The 21,133-nt window shown below is 75.6% G+C and carries 16 protein-coding genes; 15 read left to right on the top strand and 1 reads right to left on the bottom strand.

Annotated features, from left to right (window positions below):
- The first annotated feature begins 384 nt into the window (after nucleotides 1-384).
- From ssd to ACZ52R_RS01035, 7 genes are all read left to right on the top strand, one after another.
- A complete protein-coding gene (ssd, locus tag ACZ52R_RS01065) occupies nucleotides 385-1,509 on the top strand; it encodes a septum site-determining protein Ssd (RefSeq protein WP_465622689.1) in 1,125 nt (374 codons plus the stop codon).
- Nucleotides 1,509-2,867, top strand: coding sequence for a TadA family conjugal transfer-associated ATPase (locus ACZ52R_RS01060; RefSeq protein ID WP_465752410.1), 1,359 nt, complete (start codon nucleotides 1,509-1,511; stop codon nucleotides 2,865-2,867). Before ssd ends, ACZ52R_RS01060 begins: the two co-directional genes overlap by 1 nt.
- Before the next feature lie 139 nt (nucleotides 2,868-3,006).
- A complete protein-coding gene (locus ACZ52R_RS01055; protein WP_465752408.1) occupies nucleotides 3,007-4,047 on the top strand; it encodes a type II secretion system F family protein in 1,041 nt (346 codons plus the stop codon).
- Between the two features lie 209 nt (nucleotides 4,048-4,256).
- Complete coding sequence (locus tag ACZ52R_RS01050; RefSeq protein ID WP_465622672.1) at nucleotides 4,257-4,826, top strand: type II secretion system F family protein; 570 nt, start codon at nucleotides 4,257-4,259, stop codon at nucleotides 4,824-4,826.
- 114 nt (nucleotides 4,827-4,940) lie between these two features.
- The gene (locus tag ACZ52R_RS01045) at nucleotides 4,941-5,213 is read left to right on the top strand and encodes a DUF4244 domain-containing protein (RefSeq protein ID WP_360496202.1); all 273 of its coding nucleotides are present in this window, start codon (nucleotides 4,941-4,943) and stop codon (nucleotides 5,211-5,213) included.
- A 193-nt stretch (nucleotides 5,214-5,406) separates the two neighbouring features.
- On the top strand, nucleotides 5,407-5,751 hold the full coding sequence (locus ACZ52R_RS01040; RefSeq protein ID WP_465622671.1) for a TadE family type IV pilus minor pilin: 345 nt from the start codon (nucleotides 5,407-5,409) through the stop codon (nucleotides 5,749-5,751).
- On the top strand, nucleotides 5,739-6,272 hold the full coding sequence (locus ACZ52R_RS01035; protein ID WP_465622670.1) for an Rv3654c family TadE-like protein: 534 nt from the start codon (nucleotides 5,739-5,741) through the stop codon (nucleotides 6,270-6,272). Before ACZ52R_RS01040 ends, ACZ52R_RS01035 begins: the two co-directional genes overlap by 13 nt.
- Here ACZ52R_RS01035 and ACZ52R_RS01030 read toward each other — a convergent pair.
- A complete protein-coding gene (locus ACZ52R_RS01030; RefSeq protein WP_465752406.1) occupies nucleotides 6,267-8,693 on the bottom strand; it encodes a DEAD/DEAH box helicase in 2,427 nt (808 codons plus the stop codon). The two genes, ACZ52R_RS01035 and ACZ52R_RS01030, sit on opposite strands and share 6 nt — an antisense overlap.
- 223 nt (nucleotides 8,694-8,916) lie before the next feature.
- On the opposite strand from ACZ52R_RS01030, the gene bldG reads away from it, so the two are divergent.
- The 8 genes from bldG to tmk all read left to right on the top strand — a co-directional run bounded on the left by bldG (nucleotide 8,917) and on the right by tmk (nucleotide 21,029).
- Nucleotides 8,917-9,258 (top strand): anti-sigma factor antagonist BldG, encoded by a 342-nt coding sequence (gene bldG / locus ACZ52R_RS01025; protein ID WP_360496190.1) that lies wholly within the window; start codon nucleotides 8,917-8,919, stop codon nucleotides 9,256-9,258.
- 158 nt (nucleotides 9,259-9,416) lie between these two features.
- The gene (locus ACZ52R_RS01020) at nucleotides 9,417-9,836 is read left to right on the top strand and encodes an ATP-binding protein (RefSeq protein WP_465622667.1); all 420 of its coding nucleotides are present in this window, start codon (nucleotides 9,417-9,419) and stop codon (nucleotides 9,834-9,836) included.
- 202 nt (nucleotides 9,837-10,038) lie between these two features.
- On the top strand, nucleotides 10,039-10,407 hold the full coding sequence (locus ACZ52R_RS01015; RefSeq protein ID WP_465622665.1) for a cyclophilin-like fold protein: 369 nt from the start codon (nucleotides 10,039-10,041) through the stop codon (nucleotides 10,405-10,407).
- Between the two features lie 146 nt (nucleotides 10,408-10,553).
- On the top strand, nucleotides 10,554-11,348 hold the full coding sequence (locus ACZ52R_RS01010; RefSeq protein WP_465752404.1) for a hypothetical protein: 795 nt from the start codon (nucleotides 10,554-10,556) through the stop codon (nucleotides 11,346-11,348).
- Between the two features lie 447 nt (nucleotides 11,349-11,795).
- A complete protein-coding gene (locus ACZ52R_RS01005) occupies nucleotides 11,796-13,328 on the top strand; it encodes a DUF7059 domain-containing protein (protein ID WP_360496178.1) in 1,533 nt (510 codons plus the stop codon).
- 239 nt (nucleotides 13,329-13,567) lie between these two features.
- Nucleotides 13,568-14,026 carry a DUF3592 domain-containing protein gene (locus ACZ52R_RS01000; protein ID WP_465752402.1) on the top strand — a complete coding sequence of 153 codons (459 nt, stop codon included), beginning with the start codon at nucleotides 13,568-13,570 and terminating at the stop codon, nucleotides 14,024-14,026.
- 408 nt (nucleotides 14,027-14,434) lie between these two features.
- Complete coding sequence (topA, locus tag ACZ52R_RS00995) at nucleotides 14,435-17,308, top strand: type I DNA topoisomerase (protein WP_465752401.1); 2,874 nt, start codon at nucleotides 14,435-14,437, stop codon at nucleotides 17,306-17,308.
- 235 nt (nucleotides 17,309-17,543) lie between these two features.
- Complete coding sequence (tmk, locus tag ACZ52R_RS00990; protein ID WP_465752399.1) at nucleotides 17,544-21,029, top strand: dTMP kinase; 3,486 nt, start codon at nucleotides 17,544-17,546, stop codon at nucleotides 21,027-21,029.
- The last annotated feature ends 104 nt before the right edge of the window (nucleotides 21,030-21,133 follow it).

The raw sequence follows: 21,133 nt of genomic DNA, 5'->3' as shown, positions 1-21,133 counted from the left end.
GCTGGTTCCGATCGGCGGCGCGGGCCGTTCCGGGAGATGTCGGAAGGCGGTCGGGAGACCGCCCGGAGATCGGCCGGGAGATCGTCCGATCGCGCCGCGACGGACCGCCGGTTCATCTCGGTGACCCCCTTTCGTCAATTCTTCGCCGATTAGCCCCCCGCCCGGGTGAACGTTTTCCTCCACAGCCCACGAGTTATCCACAGGCAATCGGAACGTGGATGACGGAATCCGGATCTCCCCCCACCGTGATGGTCGGCGGCGGTCGCCGGGCAGGGCCTCATCCCCTTCCTCTCTCAGAGGTCTGCCTGGCGGCCGTCCGCCGGAACCGTCCGACGTGCGTCGCCGACCGCCCCCGGTGGCCGACGGCGCGGAGGGGAGACCACCATGTCGACGCCGATCGCCGACCACGTCACCGCCGAGGGCCCCGGCCCCGTCGGGCCGCTCGTCGTCACCGAGGACGAGGGCCTGGCCGAGCACCTGCTGCGACTCTGCGCGGCGGCGGGCACCGAGCCGAGGCTGATCCGGGGCGCGCCGCCGACGCGGGAGCTCTGGGAAGGTGCCTCGCTGGTCCTGGTCGGGGACGACCAGGCCGTCCACTGCTCCGAGTTGGGCCGGCGCGGCGGGGTGCTGCTGCTCGGACTCGACCTGGACGACCCCGGCGTGTGGGTCCGGGCCGTCCGACTCGGCGCCGAGCACGTGCTGTTCCTGCCCGACGCGGAGGCCTGGCTGCTCGACCGGATCGCCGACGCGGCCGAGGGCGGCGGGCCCCCGGCGGTCACCGTCGCGGTGCTCGGCGGCCGGGGCGGCGCCGGGGCCTCGACGCTGGCCTGTGCCCTGGCGGTCACGTCCGCGCGGGCCGGCCGACGGACGATGCTCATCGACGGCGACCCGCTGGGCGGCGGCCTCGACATCCTGCTCGGCGGCGAGATGGCCCGCGGGCTGCGCTGGCCCGATCTGGCCGGCTCGCGCGGGCGGGTCAGCGGGGCCGAGCTGGCCCGGGCGCTGCCCGCGCTCAACCGGCTCTCCGAGCTGGCCTGCCTGTCCTGGGACCGCGGCGACACCCTGACGGTGCCGCCGGAGGCCATGCGCAGCGTGCTGGCCGCCTCCCGGCGGCGCGGCGGGCTGGTGGTGGTCGACGTGCCCCGCCACCTCGACGCGGCCGCCGGGCAGGCGTTGGAGCAGTCCGACCTGGCGCTGCTGGTGGTGCCGGCCGAGCTGCGCGCGGTGGCCGCCGCCGACCGCGTCGCGGCGGCCGCCCGGATGCGGCTCGGCGACGTCCGGGCCGTGGTGCGACCGATCCGGGCCGGCGGGCTGCCGGCCCACCGCATCGCCCGCGGCCTGCGGCTGCCACTGGCAGGGGAGTTGGAACCGGAGCCCGGCCTGGCCCAGGACGTCGAGAAGGGCATCCCGCCCGGGACGAGGGAGAGCGGTCCGCTCGCGCGCTTCTGCGCGACCTTCCTGAACGAGGTGCTGCCGCCGGTGCCGGCGGTCGGAGGAGGTGTGTACTGATGGTCCGTCTGCGCAGAACAGGCCTTCGGGGCGGTGCGCCCGGCCCGGGCACCGGTGCGCGGGAGCACCGGCCGCTCCGGAGCGTGCCGCCGCCCGGCGGGCCGCCGGAGGCCGAGCACGGGCCCTGCCCGTACGGCCGGACGGCCCGCGAGCAGCGGGCGGCGGCCCTGGTGGACGCGGTGCGGCTGCGGCTGGCCGAGTCGGGGGCCGCCCCGACGGCGGGCTCGGTCGCGGCCGCGCTGCGGGCCACCCGCCCGCCGCTCGGCGGGGACGAGGTCCTGGACACCGTGCGCTCGTTGCGCGCCGAACTGGTGGGTGCGGGCCCGCTGGACCGGCTGCTGGCGGCGCCCGACGTCACTGACGTCCTGGTGAACGGTCCGGAGGAGGTGTGGGTCGACCGTGGCGGCGGCCTGCACCGGGCCACCGGAGTCCGGTTCACCGACGCCGGGGCGGTGCGGCGGCTGGCCCACCGACTGGCCACCGCGGCCGGGCGGCGGTTGGACGACGCCCGGCCCTGGGTGGACGCCCGGCTGCCGGACGGCACCCGGCTGCACGCCGTGCTGCCCCCGATCGCGGCGGGCTGCACACACATCTCGTTGCGGGTCTGTCGGCCCCGGCCGTTCACGCTCGACGAGCTGGTGGCGGGCGGAGCACTGCCGCCGGAGGGCGCCGACCTGCTGGCCGGCATCGTGCGGGCGCGGCTGTCGCTGCTCGTCTCCGGCGGGACGGGCTCGGGCAAGACCACGCTGCTCGCGGCGTTGCTCGGACTGGTCGGGCCGGACGAGCGGATCGTGGTCGCCGAGGACTCGGCGGAGCTTCAGCCGGCCCATCCGCACGTGGTCCGGCTGCAGAGCCGGCCGCCCAACCAGGAAGGGCTCGGCGAGTTCACGCTCCGGGACCTCGTCCGCCAGGCGCTGCGGATGCGTCCGGACCGGCTGGTGATCGGCGAGGTGCGCGGGGCCGAGGTGTCGGACCTGCTGGCCGCGCTGAACACCGGACACGAAGGCGGTTTCGGCACGGTCCACGCCAACACGGCGGCGGACGTGCCGGTCCGGCTGGAGGCCCTGGGCTCGCTCGCCGGGCTCGACCGGCCGGCGCTGCACAGCCAACTGCGGGCCGCGCTCGAGGTGGTGGTGCACCTGGTCCGGGATCCGGGCTCGGGGCGGCGCCGGGTGGCGGAGATCCACACCCTGGCCGGGGATCGCGCCGGGCTGGCCGTGACCACCCCCGCGGTGGCCTTCCCGGCGGCGGGCGGCCTGGTGCCCGGGGCGGGCTGGGAGCGGCTGGTCGGGCTGCTGGCAGCGCGTGGGGTGGTGCTCGGGGCGGGGGCCGAACCCGGCCCCGGAGGGCCGTCGTGACGGCGGGCGCGGCGGGGGTGCGGGCGGTGGAACTCGCCTTCGTCCTGCTGCTCGGCGGGTGCGCCACGGGCGCCCTGGCGCTGCTCGGGGCCTGGAAACGAAAGGGCTGATGACGATGGCAACGGGGGTCAATGGCGCGATGCAAAGTCAACTTCCGCTCTGTTGGGTGGTGGTGCTGTGTCTGGCGGCTGTCGCCGGGTGGCGAGCGCTGCAGGAGCAGTTGCCGGGCGGGCGGCGCTCCAGGCTCGTGCTCGCGGGCAGCGGGCCTCCCGTACGGGGGCCGGGCCCGGGCCCGGGGCTGGAGGCGGCGCGGCCCGGCCGGCTCCGGCTTTCGGAGGTCCTCACGCCCGAACTCCTGGCCCTGCCGGTGGGATTGGCCGCCGGGCAGGCCACCGCCTCGCCGGTGCCGGTGCTCGCGGCGGCCCTGGCCGTCCTGCCGCTGCGCCGGTGGCGCTTGCACCGGCGCCTGGCGGCGGAGGCCCGGCAGCGGGCGGCCGCGGTGGTGGAGCTCTGCGCCGGGCTGGCCGGGGAGTTGCGCGGCGGGGCGACGCCGGAACGGGCGCTGCACCTGGTCACCGCGCGGCTCGCCACCGACCCGGACGGACGGCGCAGGCTCGGCGAGGAGCCGGTGGCCCGGCTCGCGGCCGGCCGCTACGGCGCGGACGTGCCCGCCGCGTTCCACCTGCTGGCCGAACTGCCGGGCGGGAGCGGGGCGGCGGCGATCGCGGCCTGCTGGCGGGTCGCCGCCGACAGCGGGGCGGGGCTGGCCGCCGCGCTGGACCGGGTCGCGGAGGCGCTGCGCGGCGAGCGGGCGCTGGCGGAGGAGATCGCCGGGGAACTGGCCGGGCCACGGGCGACGATCGCCGTCCTGGCCGCGCTGCCGGCCACCGGGCTGCTCCTCGGCGCAGCCCTCGGGGCCCGCCCGCTGGCCGTGCTGCTGCACACGACCGCCGGGTTGGGCTGCCTGGCGGCGGGGGCGGTCCTGGAGGGGCTGGGGGTGTTCTGGACGGCACGCATCGTCCGGTCGGCGGCCCGGGGCGCCCTGGAGGTCCCCCGGGGGCGTGGCGAGCCCCGTCGAGCGGCTGACGGTGCGCTGCCCGCGCTCCGAGCGAGCGAACGGGGCGGCGGGCTGTCGCGGCTGCGGGCCCGGGCCCTCGGCGCGGGAGCGGGGGTCGGGTGATGCGGGGCGTCGAGTGGGCGGTGGCCGGACTTCCGGCCGTGGCGGCCGCCCTACTGCGGGTGCGGGCGCTGGTGCGTGGCCGGATGAGGCGGCGGCGGGCGTTCGCCGGGGCCCGTGAGCGGGAGGAGGGACGGAGGTCGACCGGGCCGGCCGGGTCGGGCGTCGGGCATCGACGGCGGGTTGTCACGGCTGCCGTAGCCGGGCTCGCGGTGGCAGTGCTGCTCGGTGGCGGCACCGGGCTGGTCGTCGGGGCGCTGGCGGCGGTGGGCGCCCACCGGTGGTCGGCCCGAGTGCGATCGCCGGCGGATCGTCGGGCGGCCCTGGAGGAGGAGCTGCTGACCAGGCAACTCCCACTGAGCGCCGAACTGTTGGCGGCCTGCCTCGGCTCGGCGGCGCTGCCCTCCGAGGCCGTGTCGGCGGTCGGCCGGAGCGTGGGCGCGCCGATGGGGCCCCGGCTGGTGGCGATCGGGGCCGAACTGGCCCTCGGCGCACCACCGGAGCTGTGCTGGAACCGACTGGGCGAGCAGCACCCGCCGCTGGCGCCGCTGGCGCGCTGCCTGGTGCGGACGAGCCTCGGCGGAACTCCCGCCGCCGAGCCACTGATCGGGCTGGCCCAGGGGCTGCGGACGGCGGCCGCCCGCGCGGCCCACGCCCGGGTCCGCCGGGCCGCGGTGCTCGCCACCGCGCCACTCGGGCTTTGCTTCCTGCCGGCCTTCGTGCTGATCGGGGTGGTGCCGGTGGTCGTCGGCCTCACCAGCCTCTTCGCGCAGGCGATGTGACCGGGAGCCGAACATGCGGCCGGCAAGAGCGGCAAGAGCGGCAAGAGCGGCAAGAGCAACGAGAACGACGAGAACGACGAGAACGACGAGAACGACGAGAGACAGGAGAGATCCATGACTGCGGTGATCGCGATCAGGCCCGCCGGCGGGCGCCCGCTCCGGCGGCTGCTCGGGGCGTGGCGGCGCAAGAGCCGCTGGGCGGCCTGCCGGGTGAGCCGGGTGGCTCGGCGCCGGGGCCGGTCGGACGCCGGGATGACCACGGCCGAGTACGCGGTCGGGACCTTGGGCGCGTGCGCCCTCGCGGCCGGGCTCTACAAGGTGGTGACCAGCGAGGCCATCACCGGCGCGCTGACCGACATGCTCCAACGGGCGCTCCATGCGGCCTAGGACGAGCCAGGGAGGCGGTGACGGCGGTGACGGCGGTGCGGCCGGTACCGAGGTGGCCGCCGGAGACCCGGGCGCCGTCGGTGCGTGCCGGCGGCGCGGTGCGCGCACCGGGCCGGTGGCCGCGACGGGCAGGGCAGCAGCCGGTCGTCCGGGTCGGCGTGGTGACGGCGGCTACGTCACGGCGGAGACGGCGGTGGCCCTGCCGGCGCTCGTCCTGCTCGCGGCGATGCTGATCTGGGGCGTGCTTGCGGCGGCCGCGCAGATCCGCTGCGTGGACGCCGCCCGGGTCGGTGCCAGAGCGGCCGCACGCGGGGAGACGGACGCCGTCGAACTCGCCCGTGCGGCGGCTCCGGAGGGCGCACGGGTCCGGGTGACGCCGACGGCCGACACGGTACGGGTGGACGTGGACGCACCGTGTGCGGCGCCGGGCAGGCTCGGCGGACTGCTCGCGGTGCGGGTCGGCGCGGCGGCCGTGGCGGCGCGGGAGGACGTCCTGGTGGGAGTCGCGGAGGGAGGTGGCGGCCCATGGCCGTCCTGACCGGGCCGGCCGTCCTGACCGCGCAGGCCGGCCCGTTCGGGCTGCGGACGGCGGTGGGGCGGTTAGCCCGGGCCCGTACCGGACGGGCGGTGGTGGGTGGGCGCGGGCCGGACACCGGCTCCGCGACGGTCTGGCTGCTCGCCCTGGCGATGCTGGGCACGGCGGTGTTCGCCGCGACGATCGCGGTCGGGTCGGTGGTCGCCGCCCGGCACCGGGCCGAGTCGGCCGCCGACCTCGCGGCCCTGGCGGCGGCGGACCGGCTGCTGCTGGACCCGGACGGTGGCTGCGCCCGGGCCGCCGGGATCGCCGCCGCCCAGGGTGCGGGCCTGGTGTCCTGCGTGGTGGACCGGTCGGCGGACGTCGTCGAGGTGGTGGCCGAGGTGAGGGTCGGCTGGCTCCCGGTCCGTCTGCCGGTCGGACCGGCGCGGGCGAGGGCCCGGGCCGGTCCGGTACGGGCCCCGGTCACCGCCGCCGAGGACGGCCTCGACAGCGCCCCGAGCGGTGCGTCGGCGGCCTCATGACGCGGCCGGCGCCCCACCGTCCGGGCCCGCCCCGGCCTCGTCCGCCTCTGCTGCGTCCGTCTTCGCCTCTGCCGTGCCCGCCGTCGCCCGGGCCCCCGCCTCCGCGGTCCCCGGAGCCCCGGCCAGCAGCACGTCCAGGAGCCGGACGGCGGCCGCCTTGTCCAGCGGGTCGTTCCCGTTGCCGCACTTGGGTGACTGGACGCAGGACGGGCAGCCGCGCTCGCATTCGCAGGAGGCGATCGCCGAGCGGGTGGCCGTCAGCCACTCGACCGCCCGCTGGAAGGCGCGTTCGGCGAAGCCGGCCCCGCCCGGGTGGCCGTCGTAGACGAACACGGTCGGCAGCCCGGTGTCCGGGTGCAGCGGGACGGAGACGCCGCCGATGTCCCACCGGTCGCAGGTGGCGAACAGCGGCAGCAGGCCGATCGAGGCGTGCTCGGCGGCGTGGGCGGCGCCGGGCAGCTGGTCGGGCGGGATGTCCGCGTCGAGCAGTTGGTCCTCGGTGACGGTCCACCAGACCGCGCGGGTGCGCAGCGTGCGGGGCGGCAGGTCGAGCTTGGTCTCGCCCATGATCTCTCCGGTGGAGATCCGCTTCCGGAGGTAGCCGACCACCTGGTTGACCACCTCCACCGAGCCGAAGCTGAGCCGCCCCTCGCCCCAGTCGACGGTGGTGTCGGTGCCGAGGACGGAGATGGAGGTGATGTCGCGGGCGGCCGTGGTGTACGGCGGATCGGCCGGTTCGACCAGGGCGGCCGAGTTCTCCAGGTCGAGCTCCCGGACCAGGTAGGTGCGGCCCTGGTGGAGGTGGACGGCCCCGGTGTGGACGGTGGTGTGCGCGGCCGCGGCGTCCACGGTGCCGAGCAGCCTGCCGGTGTCGGCCTCGACGATCTGGACCGGGCTGCCGCCGCTGCCGCGCAGGTCCACGGCGTCGGCGGCGCGCTCGCGGCGCGTCCAGTACCAGCCGTCGCCGCGCCGACGCAGCAGGCCGCGCCGTTCCAGGACGGGCAGCAGCGGTGCGGTGGACGGGCCGAACAGCTCCAGGTCGGCGTCGGTGAGCGGCAGTTCGGCGGCGGCCGCGCACAGGTGCGGGGCGAGCACGTGCGGGTTGTCGGGGTCGAGCACGGTGGCTTCGACGGGTGCCGCGAACAGCGCCTCCGGGTGGTGCACCAGGTAGGTGTCCAGCGGGTCGTCCCGGGCGATCAGGACGGCCAGCGCGCCCTGGGCCTCGCGGCCCGCCCGGCCCGCCTGCTGCCAGAGCGAGGCCCGGGTGCCCGGGTACCCGGCCATCAGGACGGCGTCGAGGCCGGAGATGTCGACGCCGAGTTCGAGGGCGGAGGTGGAGGCGAGGCCGAGCAGCCGGCCGCTGTGCAGGGCGCGTTCCAGGGCCCGGCGTTCGTCGGCCAGGTAGCCGCCGCGGTAGGCGGCCACCCGGTCGGCGAGCGGTCGGCCGAGCTGGTCCTGGGTCTGGAGGGCGACGACCTCGGCCGCGCGGCGGGAGCGGACGAAGACGACGGTGCGGGTCTCCCGCTCGACCAGGTCGGCGAGCAGGTGCGCCGCCTCGGCGGTGGCGGTGCGGCGCACGGGCGCGCCGTGCTCGCCGACGTTCTCGGTCAGGGGCGGTTCCCAGAGGCCGAAGACCATCGGCCCGCGCGGCGAGGCGTCCTCGGTGACGGCGACGGAGGGTAGGCCGGTGAGGCGTTCGGCGGTCGCGGCCGGCTCGGCGGTGGTGGCGGAGGCCAGCAGGAAGGTCGGTGACGAACCGTAACGGGCGCACACGCGGCGCAGTCGGCGCAGCACCTGGGCGACGTGCGAGCCGAACACGCCCCGGTAGCTGTGGCACTCGTCGACGACCACGTAGCGGAGCGCCTTGAGGAAGGAGGACCAGCGGGCGTGGCCGGGCAGGATGCCCCGGTGCAGCATGTCCGGGTTGGTGAGCACGTAGGACGCGTACTGGCGGACCCACTCGCGCTCCTCGGGCGGGGTGTCGCCGTCGTACAGCGCGGCGCGGACCCTCGGCGGGGCGAGTTCGGCGGCCCGGCGGCGCTGGTCGGCGGCGAGGGCCTTGGTCGGTGCCAGGTAGAGCGCGGTGGCGCCGCGGCCGTTGCGGGCCTCGGTGCCGTCCAGCAGATCGCTGAGCACCGGGGCCAGGTAGCCCAGCGACTTGCCCGAGGCGGTGCCTGTGGCAATCACCACAGTTTGGCCACTTTTGGCCAGATTCATTGCTTCTGCCTGGTGCGCCCAGGGCTGTTCGACCCCGACCGCGAGTGCCGAGGCCACGATCTCCGGCCGGATCGACCCGGGCCACGGTGAATAACGCGCAGGTCGGGCGGGAAGGTGCTCCGTATGGGTGAGCCGGTCGGACCGCCCCCGGCTGGTGATCAGGCTCGTGAGCAGTGCCTCGGGCGGGCTGTGTCGGGGCGGCATGAGGACCCAGTGTGTCACCGGCGTGACGGAGAATCGTCGTAAGCCATCGTGCGGGCATGGTCGCAGGTGGTTGAATGTGGCCGTGACGGCCGTACGGCCGTGGGTCGCAGCGCTGAGGCTTGCCACGTGCTGGTTGGGGCGCGCCCGGGCTCGCGACCATGCGGTGGCGGCCGTCCGGCCGAGGATCGCACATGACGTAGCAAGGCAAGGTGCTGGAGGTTCCGTGGACCTGTCCCTGTCGACCCGTACAGTCGGCGATCGCACGGTCGTCGAGGTTGGCGGCGAGATCGATGTGTACACCGCCCCGAAGCTGCGGGAGCAGCTGGTCGAGCTCGTCAACGACGGCAAGTACCACCTCGTCGTCGACATGGAAGGCGTCGACTTCCTCGACTCGACCGGCCTGGGTGTGCTGGTGGGCGGCTTGAAGCGGGTGCGCGCCCACGAGGGCTCGCTGCGCCTCGTCTGCAACCAGGAGCGCATCCTGAAGATCTTCCGTATCACCGGCTTGACCAAGGTCTTCCCGATCCACACCTCGGTGGACGACGCGGTCAACGCGACCGACTGACGCGGCCGGGCCGGTCCTCGTGGCCGGCCCGCCCCGTTTCCACGCGTCCGGGTGCCTGGGCCGGTGCGCCCGGCGCGTCCCGGCCGCCTCTGGGCCGGTCCAGCCGGCCCGCAGGGGCCGTACTTCCGGCCCCGGTCGGAGCACCCCGAGGGGGAGAGATGGCAACCGTCGAACTTCGATTCAGCGCGCTTCCCGAGCACGTGCGGACGGCCCGACTGGTCGCCGCGGCCGTCGCCAGACGGGCCGGGGTCGACGAGTCGGTGCTCGACGAGGTACGGCTCGCGGTCGGCGAGGCGTGCTCCCGCGCGGTCGGCCTGCACCAGCGGGGCGGCATCGGCGGCACGGTCAGGGTCGCGCTGACCGACCAGGAGAAGCGTTTCCTCATCGAGGTCGAGGACGAGGCCGGCCCCCCCGCCGTCCCGGCCTCCGGCGCTGCCGAGGGCGGCGAGCCGGACGAGGACACCCTCGGCCTCGCCGTGATCACCGGCCTGGTCGAAGACCTGGAGGTCACCAGCGGCACGGACGGTGGCCTGATTCGGATGAGCTGGCCGGTTTCGGTCGCTTCCGTCGCGGTCTGAGGCCCCACTTCCGCGGTGGTCGCGTCCTTCGCGTCTTTCACGTCCGTCCTTCGTGTTTCTCGCGCGTCTTCGCGTTTCTCGCGCGCGACCGGGGTCCAGTCCCCGGGGCGTGCGTTGACAAAATGTTGAGTGTGGCGGTTCGCTGCTTCCGGCACGACCGGGTCCGATCCCTGATCGGACCTCGTCGCGGAAGAGGAAGTCCATGCGGATTCGCATTCTGTGGCCGGCCGGGCAGGCCACCGCCACGCTGACGGTCACCCCCACCGCCGAGGCGCTCTGGGCCGAGCTGCCGATCAGCTCCTCGGCGAGCACCTGGGGCGAGGAGGTCTACTTCGGCACGCCCGTCAGCGTGCCGCGCGAGGCCGGCGCCCGGCAGGTCGTGGAACCCGGCACGGTCGCCTTCTGGACCGACGGCGACAGCCTCGCCCTGCCGTACGGGCCGACGCCGATCTCGCGCGACGGCGAGTGCCGGCTGGCCAGTCCCTGCAACGTCCTGGGCGCGCTGGACGGGGACGCCGCAGTGCTGCGCACCGTCCGCCCGGGCGATCCGATCAGGGTCGAGCGGGCCTGAGTCGCGGCCGGGGGCGGGGCACCGGGACGGGCCGGGCACGGGCCGCAAACGGCCCGCGGGCGGTCCCGGGGAGGCCCGGGGCGGGACGTCGCAGGCGGGGACCGGGAACCGGGGGGCGGGAACCGGCCGTGTAGGTTCGACGACCGATGACGACCGAAACCGAAAGGCTTCTCCCGGTGAACAAGCGACTGCTGGCCGTACCCGTCCTCGGCGTGCTGCTGGCGTTCGGCGCCGTCGGCTGCGGCGGCGACGACAACAGCAAGCAGCTGGAGTCCTGGGCGTCGAGCGTCTGCGGCGCGGCCAAGGACCCGATCGCCCAAGCCCAGACCGCGCTCGCCGACACCGGCCAGGTGAAGACCGGCGAGGCCCCGGCCGACCTGCAGAAGCGGCTCTCCACGGACATCGGGCGGCTGGCCAAGACCAACCAGGACATCGCGGCCGCCATCGACGGGGCCGGTGCGCCCAAGGTGCAGGACGGCGCGACCCTGCAGAAGGACACCGTCGACGAGCTGAAGAAGGCGGCCGACGGCTACCAGGAGGTCCAGAAGAAGCTGGACGCGCTGCCCAACAACGACCAGGCGAAGTTCGCCGACGGGCTGCGCAGCGTCGCCGACCAGATCCAGCAGCTGGCCTCGCTCTCCACCCAGGCGCAGAGCAAGCTGCAGCGCGGCGACCTCGGTGCGGCGATGGCCAAGCAGGAGGGCTGCAAGCCGTCCCCGACCACCGCCCCGACCGCCCCGACCGGTGGCGCGGGCACCGGCGCGAGCGGCACCCCGGCACCCGCCGGCGCGGGCGCGACCCCCGGCGCGACCGCCACCCCGAGCGCCCCTGCCACCACCCCCGCGCCCGGCGCGACCGACACCGCGAGCCCCGCCGCCGGTGCCACCACCCCCGCCGCCCCGGCCGCTCCGGCCACCACCCCGGCTCCCGCCGCGAGTTGACCGGGGGCCGAGGGCCGATCCCGCCTTCACGGCGTCGGCGGCAGCGTCGGCGTGAAGACCGCCTGAAGGCCGCCTGAAGGCCTGAAGGCGTGAAGAGGGACGGACAGCAATAGCAGCCGGTGCCGCTCGCAGGAGCGGCGCCGGCTGCTGCGCGTCGCAGGCGGGGTGCCGCGGGGCCCGGGTGTACCGGGCGACCGGCCGAGGCGTCCGCACGGTACGGGTGAGGACGAGGGCGAGCACCGCCGAGCGGGGAGCCGCAGAGCCTGAGCTCCGGGGCGTACGACCGGGCGTGTGGAAGCCCGGTGGGGGCGCGCGGTGGGGGCGCGCGGTGCGGCTCGGGCTCCCGTTGGGACGCTCCCGGCGGGCGGGCCCGGACGGGGGCGGCGACGTACGGGCCGGTCGGGCCCGGAGGCGGGCGGTGGGGAACCGGCGGGGGACAATGGCGGGGTGACCAGTAGCCCCGTTCTCGACCCGACCCGCCTCGCCAAGCTGCGCGAGGCGCTGCTCGCCGCCTCGTTCACCGCCGACGGTTGCCTGGACCTGCTCGGGCCCACCGGCTATGCCGCGCTGGCCCGCAGCGAGGCCGTTCCGGCGCTGCGCGCGACGCGCGGTGGCAGCCCGCTGGAGACGCTGGTGCGGCTGTTCCTGCTGCAGCAGCCGGTGCCGTACCGGGCGGCCGCCGCGGCGCTGCCGGTGGAGGACTGCCTGGCGGACGGCTGGCTGCGCCCCGACGGGGACCTGGTGCGGGCCACCGTCGACGTCCGGCCGTACGCCAACGAGGTGTCCGGGATGCCCAGTTCGGATGCCTGGGTGGTCTCCGACCTGGGCTGTGCGGTGGGCGGCGCGGGCGGCATCGGCTCCGGCGAGACCGCGCACGGCGTGGCCCGCAAGGACCTGGTGCTGGGTGTCGGCGGTGCTTCCACGACGCTGGCCAATATCACCGTGCGCCGCCCGGTCCGGGCCGCGCTGGACCTCGGTGCGGGCTCCGGTGTGCAGGCCCTGCACGCGGCCCGGCACGCCGGTACGGTCACCGCCACCGACCTCAACCCGCGCGCGCTGCGCTTCACCGAGCTGACCCTGGCGCTGTCCGGATTCGACCACACCGAGGCGCTCGCGGGAAGCCTCTTCGAGCCGGTCGGGGAGCGGAAGTTCGACCTGATCGTCTCCAACCCGCCGTTCGTCATCTCGCCCGGCGGCCGGTTCACCTACCGCGACGGCGGGATGGCCGGCGACGACCTGTGCCGCAGCCTGGTCCGCTCGGCCGCCGACCACCTGGAGCCCGGCGGCTACTGCCAGTTGCTCGCCAACTGGCAGCACGTCAAGGGCGAGGACTGGCACGAGCGGCTGGCCGGCTGGGTCGCGGGCACCGGCCTGGACGCCTGGGTCGTCCAGCGCGAGGTCCAGGACGTTGCCCAGTACGCCGAGTTGTGGCTGCGCGACGGCGGCGACCACCGCGGCCCCGGCGGCGACTACCAGGCCCGCTACGGCGAGTGGCTGGACGCCTTCGAGGCCGGCCGGGTGGAGGGCATCGGCATGGGGTGGATCACCCTGCGGGCGAGTGGCGCCGAGCGCCCGACCGTCCGGGTCGAGGAGTGGCCGCACCCGGTGGAGCAGCCGCTCGGCCCGCACATCGAGGCCTGGTTCGACCGGCAGGACTTCCTCCGCTCGCACGACGACGCGGGCCTGCTCGCGGCCCGCTACGTGCTGGCCGACGAGGTGGTCCAGGAGCAGGTCGGCGCACCGGGCGCGGAGGACCCGGAGCACGTGATCCTGCGTCACAACCGGGGCATGCGGCGGGCCACCAAGGTGGACACGGTGGGCGCCGGTTTCGTCGGCGTCTGCGACGGGACGCTGTCGGCGGGCGAGATCGTGGACGCCATCGCGCAGCTGCTCGGCGAGGACCGGGTGGTCCTGCGCGACCGGGTGCCGGAGTCGCTGCGGCTGCTGACCGAGCAGGGGTTCATCGACCCGGTCCGCTGAGCCGACCCGGTCCGCTGGGCCAAGCCGTCGGCGTGTCGACCCGGTCGCTGGGCCAAGCCGTTCGCTGTGCCGACCCCGCCGAAGGGCCGGCCCGCCGACGGACCGGTCGGCGGGCCCGGTTCACCCGCCCGTCCCCCCTGGTTCGTCCGGCGGTCTTCGAACGGCTGCCCCCCGTTGGCTCTCCACTGTGAGGCTCTGTCCACAGGCTGTGGACAGAGCTGGGGAGCCGGGGGCCAGGGGTGGACACGACGACGGCGACGGTGGGCGGGCTGGTGCTCGCCCTCTTCGGTGGCGTGCTGCTGCTCTGGTGCGCGGCCGAAGTGCGCCTTCGCCACCGGGTGCGCCGTCGCGGGGTGGCGGCGGTGGCCACGGTGATGGCCGAGGACGACGCGCACGGTCAGCTGGACAGTGCGCCGCTGCTCTCCTTCTCGGTGCCGCCCTCGGCCGGTGGCTCCGGCGCGTGCCGGATCGCCGGGCTCGTGCTCACCCGGCCGCGCGGGCACACCCCGCTGCGCCGTCCGGACCGTTTCGCGCCCGGCGCCCCGGTGCGGATCTGCTACGACCCGCAGCACCCGAGCCGGGCGGTGCTGGCGGCCGGGGAGATCGGCCGGGCGGTCGTCGCCGACCTGCTGTGGAGCGCCCTGGGGGTGGCCTGTCTGGCGGCGGGCGCCGGGCTCCTGGCGGCGGCTGGCGGCTGAGCGGGCCACCCACGCGCGCGGCCGTCCCCGGCCGCGCCCTCGACGGGACCCCGGCGCCGGTCGGTCCGCCCGCCGGTCCGCCCGCCGGCCCGCCCACCGGTCGATCCACCGTCGATTTTCCGTTGACAGATCTTGAAATCCGTCATTCCATCCTCCGGAACCTGCCGAAGGCCGCCCTCCACGGGGCGGGAACCTCCGTCATCGGGTTACCGTTCGAGTGGCGTCGGTGAGCCCGGCAAGTGAAAACGCGGTATCCGTCCGTTTGACAAGGGTGGCCGGGGTACGGTCACACTCCGCTGGTGGGGTGTCGTGCAGCGGCGGCCCCGGGACGGTGGAGGGGTCGGGCGGAGCGCAGCCCGTGCTGCCAGCGCCGACCAGCCACATAAGGACCGGGAGAGAAGAGCGAAGGTGTCCCCGAGCAGCGAGACCGCGCACGGACAGCGACTCGTCATTGTCGAGTCGCCGGCCAAGGCGAAGACGATCAAGGGCTACCTTGGCCCCGGCTACATCGTCGAGGCGAGCGTCGGGCACATCCGCGACCTGCCCAGCACCGCGGCCGAGGTGCCGGACAAGTACACCGGTGAGGTGCGCCGACTCGGAGTGGACGTCGATCACGACTTCGCGCCGATCTACGTGGTCAACGCGGACAAGAAGTCCCAGGTCAGCAAGTTGAAGTCGCTGCTCGCGGAGTCCGACGAGCTCTTCCTCGCCACCGATGAGGACCGCGAGGGCGAGGCCATCGCGTGGCACCTGCAGCAGGTGCTCAAGCCCAAGGTGCCGGTGCACCGGATGGTGTTCCACGAGATCACCAAGTCGGCGATCCAGGAGGCCGTGGCCAACCCGCGCGAGCTCAACCAGCGCCTGGTCGACGCCCAGGAGACCCGTCGCATCCTCGACCGCCTCTACGGCTTCGAGGTCTCGCCGGTGCTGTGGAAGAAGGTCATGCCGAAGCTGTCGGCGGGCCGCGTGCAGTCCGTCGCCACCCGGCTGGTGGTCGAGCGCGAGCGTGAGCGGATTGCCTTCCGCACCGCCTCGTACTGGGACCTGGTCGGGACCTTCGGTACCGGTCGCACCCCGGCCGACTCCGCCAACCCGGAGACCTTCGGCGCCCGGCTCGCCTCGGTCGACGGCAAGCGGATCGCCAGCGGCCGCGACTTCGGCTCGGACGGCCGCCTGAAGGCCGGCAGCGCCAACACCCTGCACCTGGACGAGCAGGCCGCCCGGCAGCTGGCCGCCGCCCTGGAGCAGACCGCGTACAGCGTCCGCAGCGTCGAGTCCAAGCCCTACCGCCGCTCGCCGTACGCGCCGTTCCGCACCACCACGCTCCAGCAGGAGGCCAGCCGCAAGCTGGGCTTCGGGGCCAAGCGGACCATGCAGGTGGCCCAGAAGCTGTACGAGAACGGCTTCATCACCTATATGCGTACCGACTCCACGACGCTGTCGGAGACCGCGATCGGCGCCGCCCGCGCCCAGGTCACCCAGCTGTACGGCGCCGACTACCTGCCGGACGCCCCGCGCACCTACGCCAGCAAGGTCAAGAACGCGCAGGAGGCGCACGAGGCCGTCCGCCCCTCCGGCGACCGCTTCCGCACCCCCGCCGAGACCGGCCTGACCGGTGACGACTTCCGGCTCTACGAGCTGATCTGGATGCGCACCGTCGCTTCCCAGATGAAGGACGCCGTCGGCCAGTCCGTCACCGTCCGGGTCGGCGGCGCCTCCGCCGACGGCCGGGACGTCGAGTTCTCCGCCTCCGGCAAGATCATCACCTTCCACGGCTTCCTCAAGGCCTACGTCGAGGGCGCCGACGACCCGAACGCCGAGCTCGACGACCGCGAGCGCCGGCTGCCGCAGGTCGACCAGGGCGACCCGCTGGGCGCCGAGCGGATCACCCCGGAGGGCCACGCCACCAAGCCGCCGGCCCGCTACACCGAGGCCTCGCTGGTCAAGGAGCTGGAGGACCGGGAGATCGGCCGCCCCTCCACCTACGCGTCGATCATCGACACGATCATCCAGCGCCGGTACGTGTTCAAGAAGGGGACGGCGCTCGTCCCGTCGTTCCTCTCCTTCGCCGTGGTCAACCTGCTGGAGAAGCACTTCGGCCGGCTGGTCGACTACGACTTCACCGCCAAGATGGAGGACGACCTCGACCGGATCGCCGCCGGTGAGGCCAAGTCCGTGCCGTGGCTGAAGCGCTTCTACTTCGGCGAGGGCGAAGGCCACGCCGTGGGCGGCGCCGCCGAGGCCGGCAACGGCGACGGCGACCACCTGGGCGGCCTGAAGGAACTGGTCACCGACCTCGGCGCGATCGACGCCCGGGAGATCAGCTCGTTCCGGATCAGCGACGACATCACGCTGCGGGTCGGCCGCTACGGCCCGTACGTCGAGCGTGCCTCCGCCGTCGAGGGCGAGCCCGGCCAGCGCGCCGACATCCCGGACGAGCTGCCGCCGGACGAGCTCACCGTCGAGCTGGCCGAGGAGCTGCTGGCCAAGCCCAGCGGCGACTTCGAGCTCGGCCCGGACCCGGTCAGCGGCAACATGCTCGTCGCCAAGGACGGCCGCTACGGCCCGTACGTGACCGAGATCCTGCCCGAGGGCACGCCCAAGACCGGCAAGAACGCGGTCAAGCCGCGCACCGCCTCGCTGTTCAAGACGATGTCGCTGGACACCGTCACCCTGGAGGACGCGCTGCGGCTGCTCTCGCTGCCGCGCGTGGTCGGCACCGACGCCGAGGGCGCGGAGATCACCGCGCAGAACGGCCGCTACGGCCCGTACCTCAAGCGCGGCACCGACTCCCGCTCGCTCACCAGCGAGGACCAGCTCTTCACGATCACCCTCGACGAGGCGCTGGCGATCTACGCCCAGCCCAAGCAGCGCGGCCGGGCCGCCGCCGCCCCGCCGCTCAAGGAGCTGGGCAACGACCCGGTCAGCGAGCGCCCGGTGGTGGTCAAGGACGGCCGCTTCGGCCCGTACGTGACCGACGGCGAGACCAACGCGACCCTGCGCAAGGACGACGACGTCGAGACCATCACGCCGGAGCGCGGCTACGAGCTGCTCGCCGAGAAGCGGGCGCGCGGACCGGTGAAGAAGACGGCGAAGAAGGCCCCGGCGAAGAAGACCGCCGCCAAGAAGGCGACCGCGACCAAGACGGCGGCCACGGCCACCAAGACCGCGGCCGCGAAGAAGACCGCCGCCAAGAAGACCACGACCAAGACGGCGGCGGCGAAGAAGACGGCGACCAAGAAGACGGCCGCCGCCAAGACCACGGCGACCGACGAGGACTGATCCCCGATCACCGCCGACGGGCCCGTGCCCCCGATCCCGGGGGTACGGGCCCGCGTGCTGCCGGGGACCGGGCGGGAGGTGGTCAGGGCGGTCGGGGAGCTGTGCGGATCTGTGCGGGGCCCGCGTGGGGATCTGTGCGCGGATCTGTGCGGGGAACGTCACAACCCGGTGATGAGCGGGATCCGGAAGCCCGTTCGCCACAATCCGGCCAAGCCCCGCCCGCTACGCTGACCGTATGACGAGCGAGGAGCAGCCCACCCCCAGCGCCGCCCCGGCCGCCAGAGCCGCGACGCCCGACCTGCCGGAGGTCGCGCCCGCCGGGACCCCGGTGGACCGGGCCCGGGCACTGCTGCGGACCCGGGCCTACCGGCGTCTGTGGACCACCCAGCTGATCGGCGGCACCGCCGACCGGCTCGGCCTGCTGGTGCTGCTCGCGCTCACCGTGATCGCGGCCGCCCTGGGCGGCCGGTTCGGCGACCTGCCGCGCAGCCTCGCCTTCGCCCTCGCGGCGGTCCTCGCCGTCCGGGTGGCGGCCACCGGCCTGGTCGGTGTGGCGCTGCTCGGCCCGGTGCACCGGCTGGTCGCGGGCAAGTTCGACCGGCGCTGGACGCTGGTCGGCGCCGACGCGCTGCGCGCCCTGCTGATCGGCCTCGCGCCCTGGTGGACCGTCTGGCTGGGCTCCGGCTCGAAGCCCTCCGGGGCCGCCACCTACGTCCTGCTCGCCACCGTGTTCGTCACCGGTGCCGCCGAGCGGGTCTGGGGGATCGCCAAGGCCGCCGCCGTCCCCGGCCTGCTGCCGCCGGCCAACCCCTACGCCCCGGCCGCCGAGCAGCGGCCCGCGGCCGCGAACCTGGAGACCGTCCGGGGCATCGACCGCTTCACCGGCTGGGTCACCGTGCCGCTGGCCGCCGTCGGCCTGGTCGGCTTCACCCTGCTCAACAACATCGGCGCGGCGGCCGGCTCGGACTGGCTTCGCGCCCACCAGCTCACCTTCGCGGCACTCGGCGCGGCAGGGCTGTTCGCCGCCTCGGCGACCCGCGGCTACCTCCAGCAGCTGCCTGGCGGCCCGGTGGCCGTCGCCCCGGTCTCCCCGCTGCAGGGCCTGCGCGCCCCGACCGACTCGGCACCCGGTCCCGCGCTGGGCAAGGGCCGCACCGGCAGCGCCCCGTACTTCACCTTCGCCGTCGCGGCCGGCTTCGCCTCGATGGCGGGCGTCGCCGCGCTCGCGCTGCTCACCGCCGCCGAACACCGGGCCGGGCCGATCGGCTACGGCCTGCTCGTGCTCGCCGCCACCGCGGCGCCCGCCCTCGGCGCCCGGCTCACCCGGGCCACGCTGCCCTCGCTCTCCCGCCGCCGACTGCTCGCGCTGGCGCTGCTCACCCAGGGCGTCGCGCTGATCCTGGCCGGGCTGGTGCTGGACTTCGTGCTGGTCCTGCTGCTCACCGTGCTGGCCGCGCTGGCCGCCGGGATCGTCGTCTCGGCCGGGCGCACCCTGCTTGCCCAGGAGGTCGAGGAGGCCCGGCTGCCGAAGGTCACCGAGCACCTCGTGGCGGTGCTGCGGACCGTGGTCGCCGCCGCGCTGGTCGTCGTCCCGCTGATCGCCGCCGCCTACGGGGACGTCGAGTACGGCACCGTCGAACCCGGCTCCTTCACCTTCATCCACGGCGGCGCGGCCCTCGCCGTCGCCACCGCGGGGCTGCTCACCCTGGTGCTCGCCGCCGTCGTGCTGCTGCGCACCGACGACCGGCGCGGCACCGTGCCGTTCGGCCGGGACCTGGTGGACGCGGTGCGCGGCGCCGTCGGCCCCGTCCCGCACCGGGGCGCGGGCACCGGCTTCTTCATCGCCCTCGAGGGCGGCGACGGCGCCGGCAAGTCCACCCAGGCCCAGGCACTCGCCGAGTGGATCCGCGGCAAGGGGCACGAGGTCGTGCTCACCCGCGAGCCCGGTGGCAGCCCGGTCGGCCAGCGGCTGCGCGGCCTCGTCCTGGATGTCGGCAACACCGGCCTGTCGCACCGCGCCGAAGCGCTGATCTACGCCGCCGACCGCGCCGAGCACGTCGAGAACGTCATCCGCCCGGCCCTCGCCCGCGGCGCCGTGGTGATCACCGACCGGTACATGGACTCCTCCATCGCCTACCAGGGCGCCGGGCGCGACCTGGCCGCCACCGAGGTCGCCCGGATCTCCCGCTGGGCCACCGGCGGACTGCTGCCCGACCTGACCGTCGTGCTGGACGTCGACCCGACCAGGGCCCGGGAGCGCTTCACCGAGGCGCTGGACCGGCTCGAGTCCGAGCCCACCGAGTTCCACCAGCGGGTCCGGGCCGGCTTCCTCGCCCTCGCGGCCGCCGACCCGGCGCGCTACCTGGTCGTGGACGGAAGCCAGGCCCCCGGCTCCGTCACCATCGCCATCCGGCACCGGCTCGACCGCGAGCTGCCGCTCTCCGAGCAGGAGAAGGCCGCCCGCGCCGAGCAGGAGCGCCTCGCCCGTGAGGAGGCCGAGCGCCGCGCCGCCGAGGAGGCCCGCAAGAAGGCCGAGGAGGAGGCCGCCGAGCGCAAGCGGCAGGAGCTGCTGGCGCAGCTGCGCGCCGAGCAGGCGGAGAAGGAGCGGCTGGCCAAGGAGGAGGCCGAGCGGGCCGCCGCCGAGGCCCGGCGCAAGGCCGAGGAGGAAGCGCGCCGCAGGGCCGAGGAGGAGGCCAAGCGCCGCGCCGAGGAGGAAGCCAGGCTCCGCGCCGTGGAGGAGGCCCGGCTGGCGGCCGAGGCCGCCGAGCGCAAGCGGATCGCCGACGAGGCGGCCGCCCAGGCCGAGCTGCAGCGGCAGCGGGAGCTCGCCCGCGAGGAGCAGCGCCGCCGGGCGGAGGAGGCGCTGCAGCGGGCCGAGGAGGCTCGGCTGGCGCAGGCCGCCGCCCTGGCGGCCGCGGCTGCGGCGGCCGAGACGGCGGAGGACCGGGCGACCGGGCGGCCGGGGGCGGCCCCGGGTGCGCCGGGCGGGGATGCCGTGACCACGCAGCTGCGGGCGGTCCGGAACACCCCGGACGACGCTGCGGCTCGGACTGCTGGGGTTCGGGATGCTGCGCAGGGTCCGGCGGACGGGCTCGGGGACGAGGCGACGCGCGAGCTGTCGCCGCGGGACCGGCAGGCCGCGGTCCGGGCGGCCGAGGCCGCCGAGGCTCGCAAGGCGGCGGGAGCCGCCGGGGCGGTCGACGCGACCGCCAAGCTGCCGGTGGTGCCGGCCTCGGCGGTGGACGAGACGGCCGTGCTGCCGACGGTCCCGGCGGAGGCCGACCGGACCGCGGTGCTGCCGCGGGTCGAGCCGGACCGTCCGGTGGACAGCACGCGTGAGCTGCCGGTGGTCGGCGGGGAGCCCGCCACGGAGCCTCGGCGCCAGGCCCAGCCGCCTCGGCAGCAGCCCCCGGCGAAGCCTCAGGCTCAGCAGCCGCAGCCGCAGCCGCAGCCGCAGCCGCAGCCGGTCGCCGAGCGGCCTCGGCCGGAGTGGGCCGAGGAGACGCCGATGGACGACCTGCCGAGCCTCACCGACACCCTGCTCGGCTCGCACGACGAGTGGACGCGCTGGGAGCACGGCGGCAACCCGGGCCAGGGCCAGGGTCAGGGTGGCCCGCAGCGTGCTGCGGATCCGCGCGACGGCGACGACCAGGGCCAGGGCGGCGACGGCAAGGACGGTGACGGCAAGGGCAAGGGCCGGCGCTGGGGCCGCCGGGGCTGACCGGACACGGTGCTGACCGGACACGGTGTGGGCGGCGCCGTCGGGGTAGCTCCCCGGCGGCGCCGCCTTGCTGTCGGGCGGCGGCCCCGGGCCGGTGGCGGTCA

This window comes from Kitasatospora sp. NPDC034023, from assembly GCF_055575795.1.
The sequence above is the reverse complement of the archived record's forward strand: the minus strand, read 5'-3'. Positions and strand labels throughout refer to the sequence as shown.

Coding starts and splice junctions, on each gene's coding strand:
- ssd (WP_465622689.1), top strand. CDS start 385: ATGTCGACGCCGATCGCCGACCACGTCACCGCCGAGGGCCCCGGCCCC.
- ACZ52R_RS01060 (WP_465752410.1), top strand. CDS start 1,509: ATGGTCCGTCTGCGCAGAACAGGCCTTCGGGGCGGTGCGCCCGGCCCG.
- ACZ52R_RS01055 (WP_465752408.1), top strand. CDS start 3,007: ATGCAAAGTCAACTTCCGCTCTGTTGGGTGGTGGTGCTGTGTCTGGCG.
- ACZ52R_RS01045 (WP_360496202.1), top strand. CDS start 4,941: ATGACTGCGGTGATCGCGATCAGGCCCGCCGGCGGGCGCCCGCTCCGG.
- ACZ52R_RS01035 (WP_465622670.1), top strand. CDS start 5,739: ATGGCCGTCCTGACCGGGCCGGCCGTCCTGACCGCGCAGGCCGGCCCG.
- ACZ52R_RS01030 (WP_465752406.1), bottom strand. CDS start 8,693: ATGCCGCCCCGACACAGCCCGCCCGAGGCACTGCTCACGAGCCTGATC.
- ACZ52R_RS01020 (WP_465622667.1), top strand. CDS start 9,417: ATGGCAACCGTCGAACTTCGATTCAGCGCGCTTCCCGAGCACGTGCGG.
- ACZ52R_RS01015 (WP_465622665.1), top strand. CDS start 10,039: ATGCGGATTCGCATTCTGTGGCCGGCCGGGCAGGCCACCGCCACGCTG.
- ACZ52R_RS01010 (WP_465752404.1), top strand. CDS start 10,554: ATGACGACCGAAACCGAAAGGCTTCTCCCGGTGAACAAGCGACTGCTG.
- tmk (WP_465752399.1), top strand. CDS start 17,544: ATGACGAGCGAGGAGCAGCCCACCCCCAGCGCCGCCCCGGCCGCCAGA.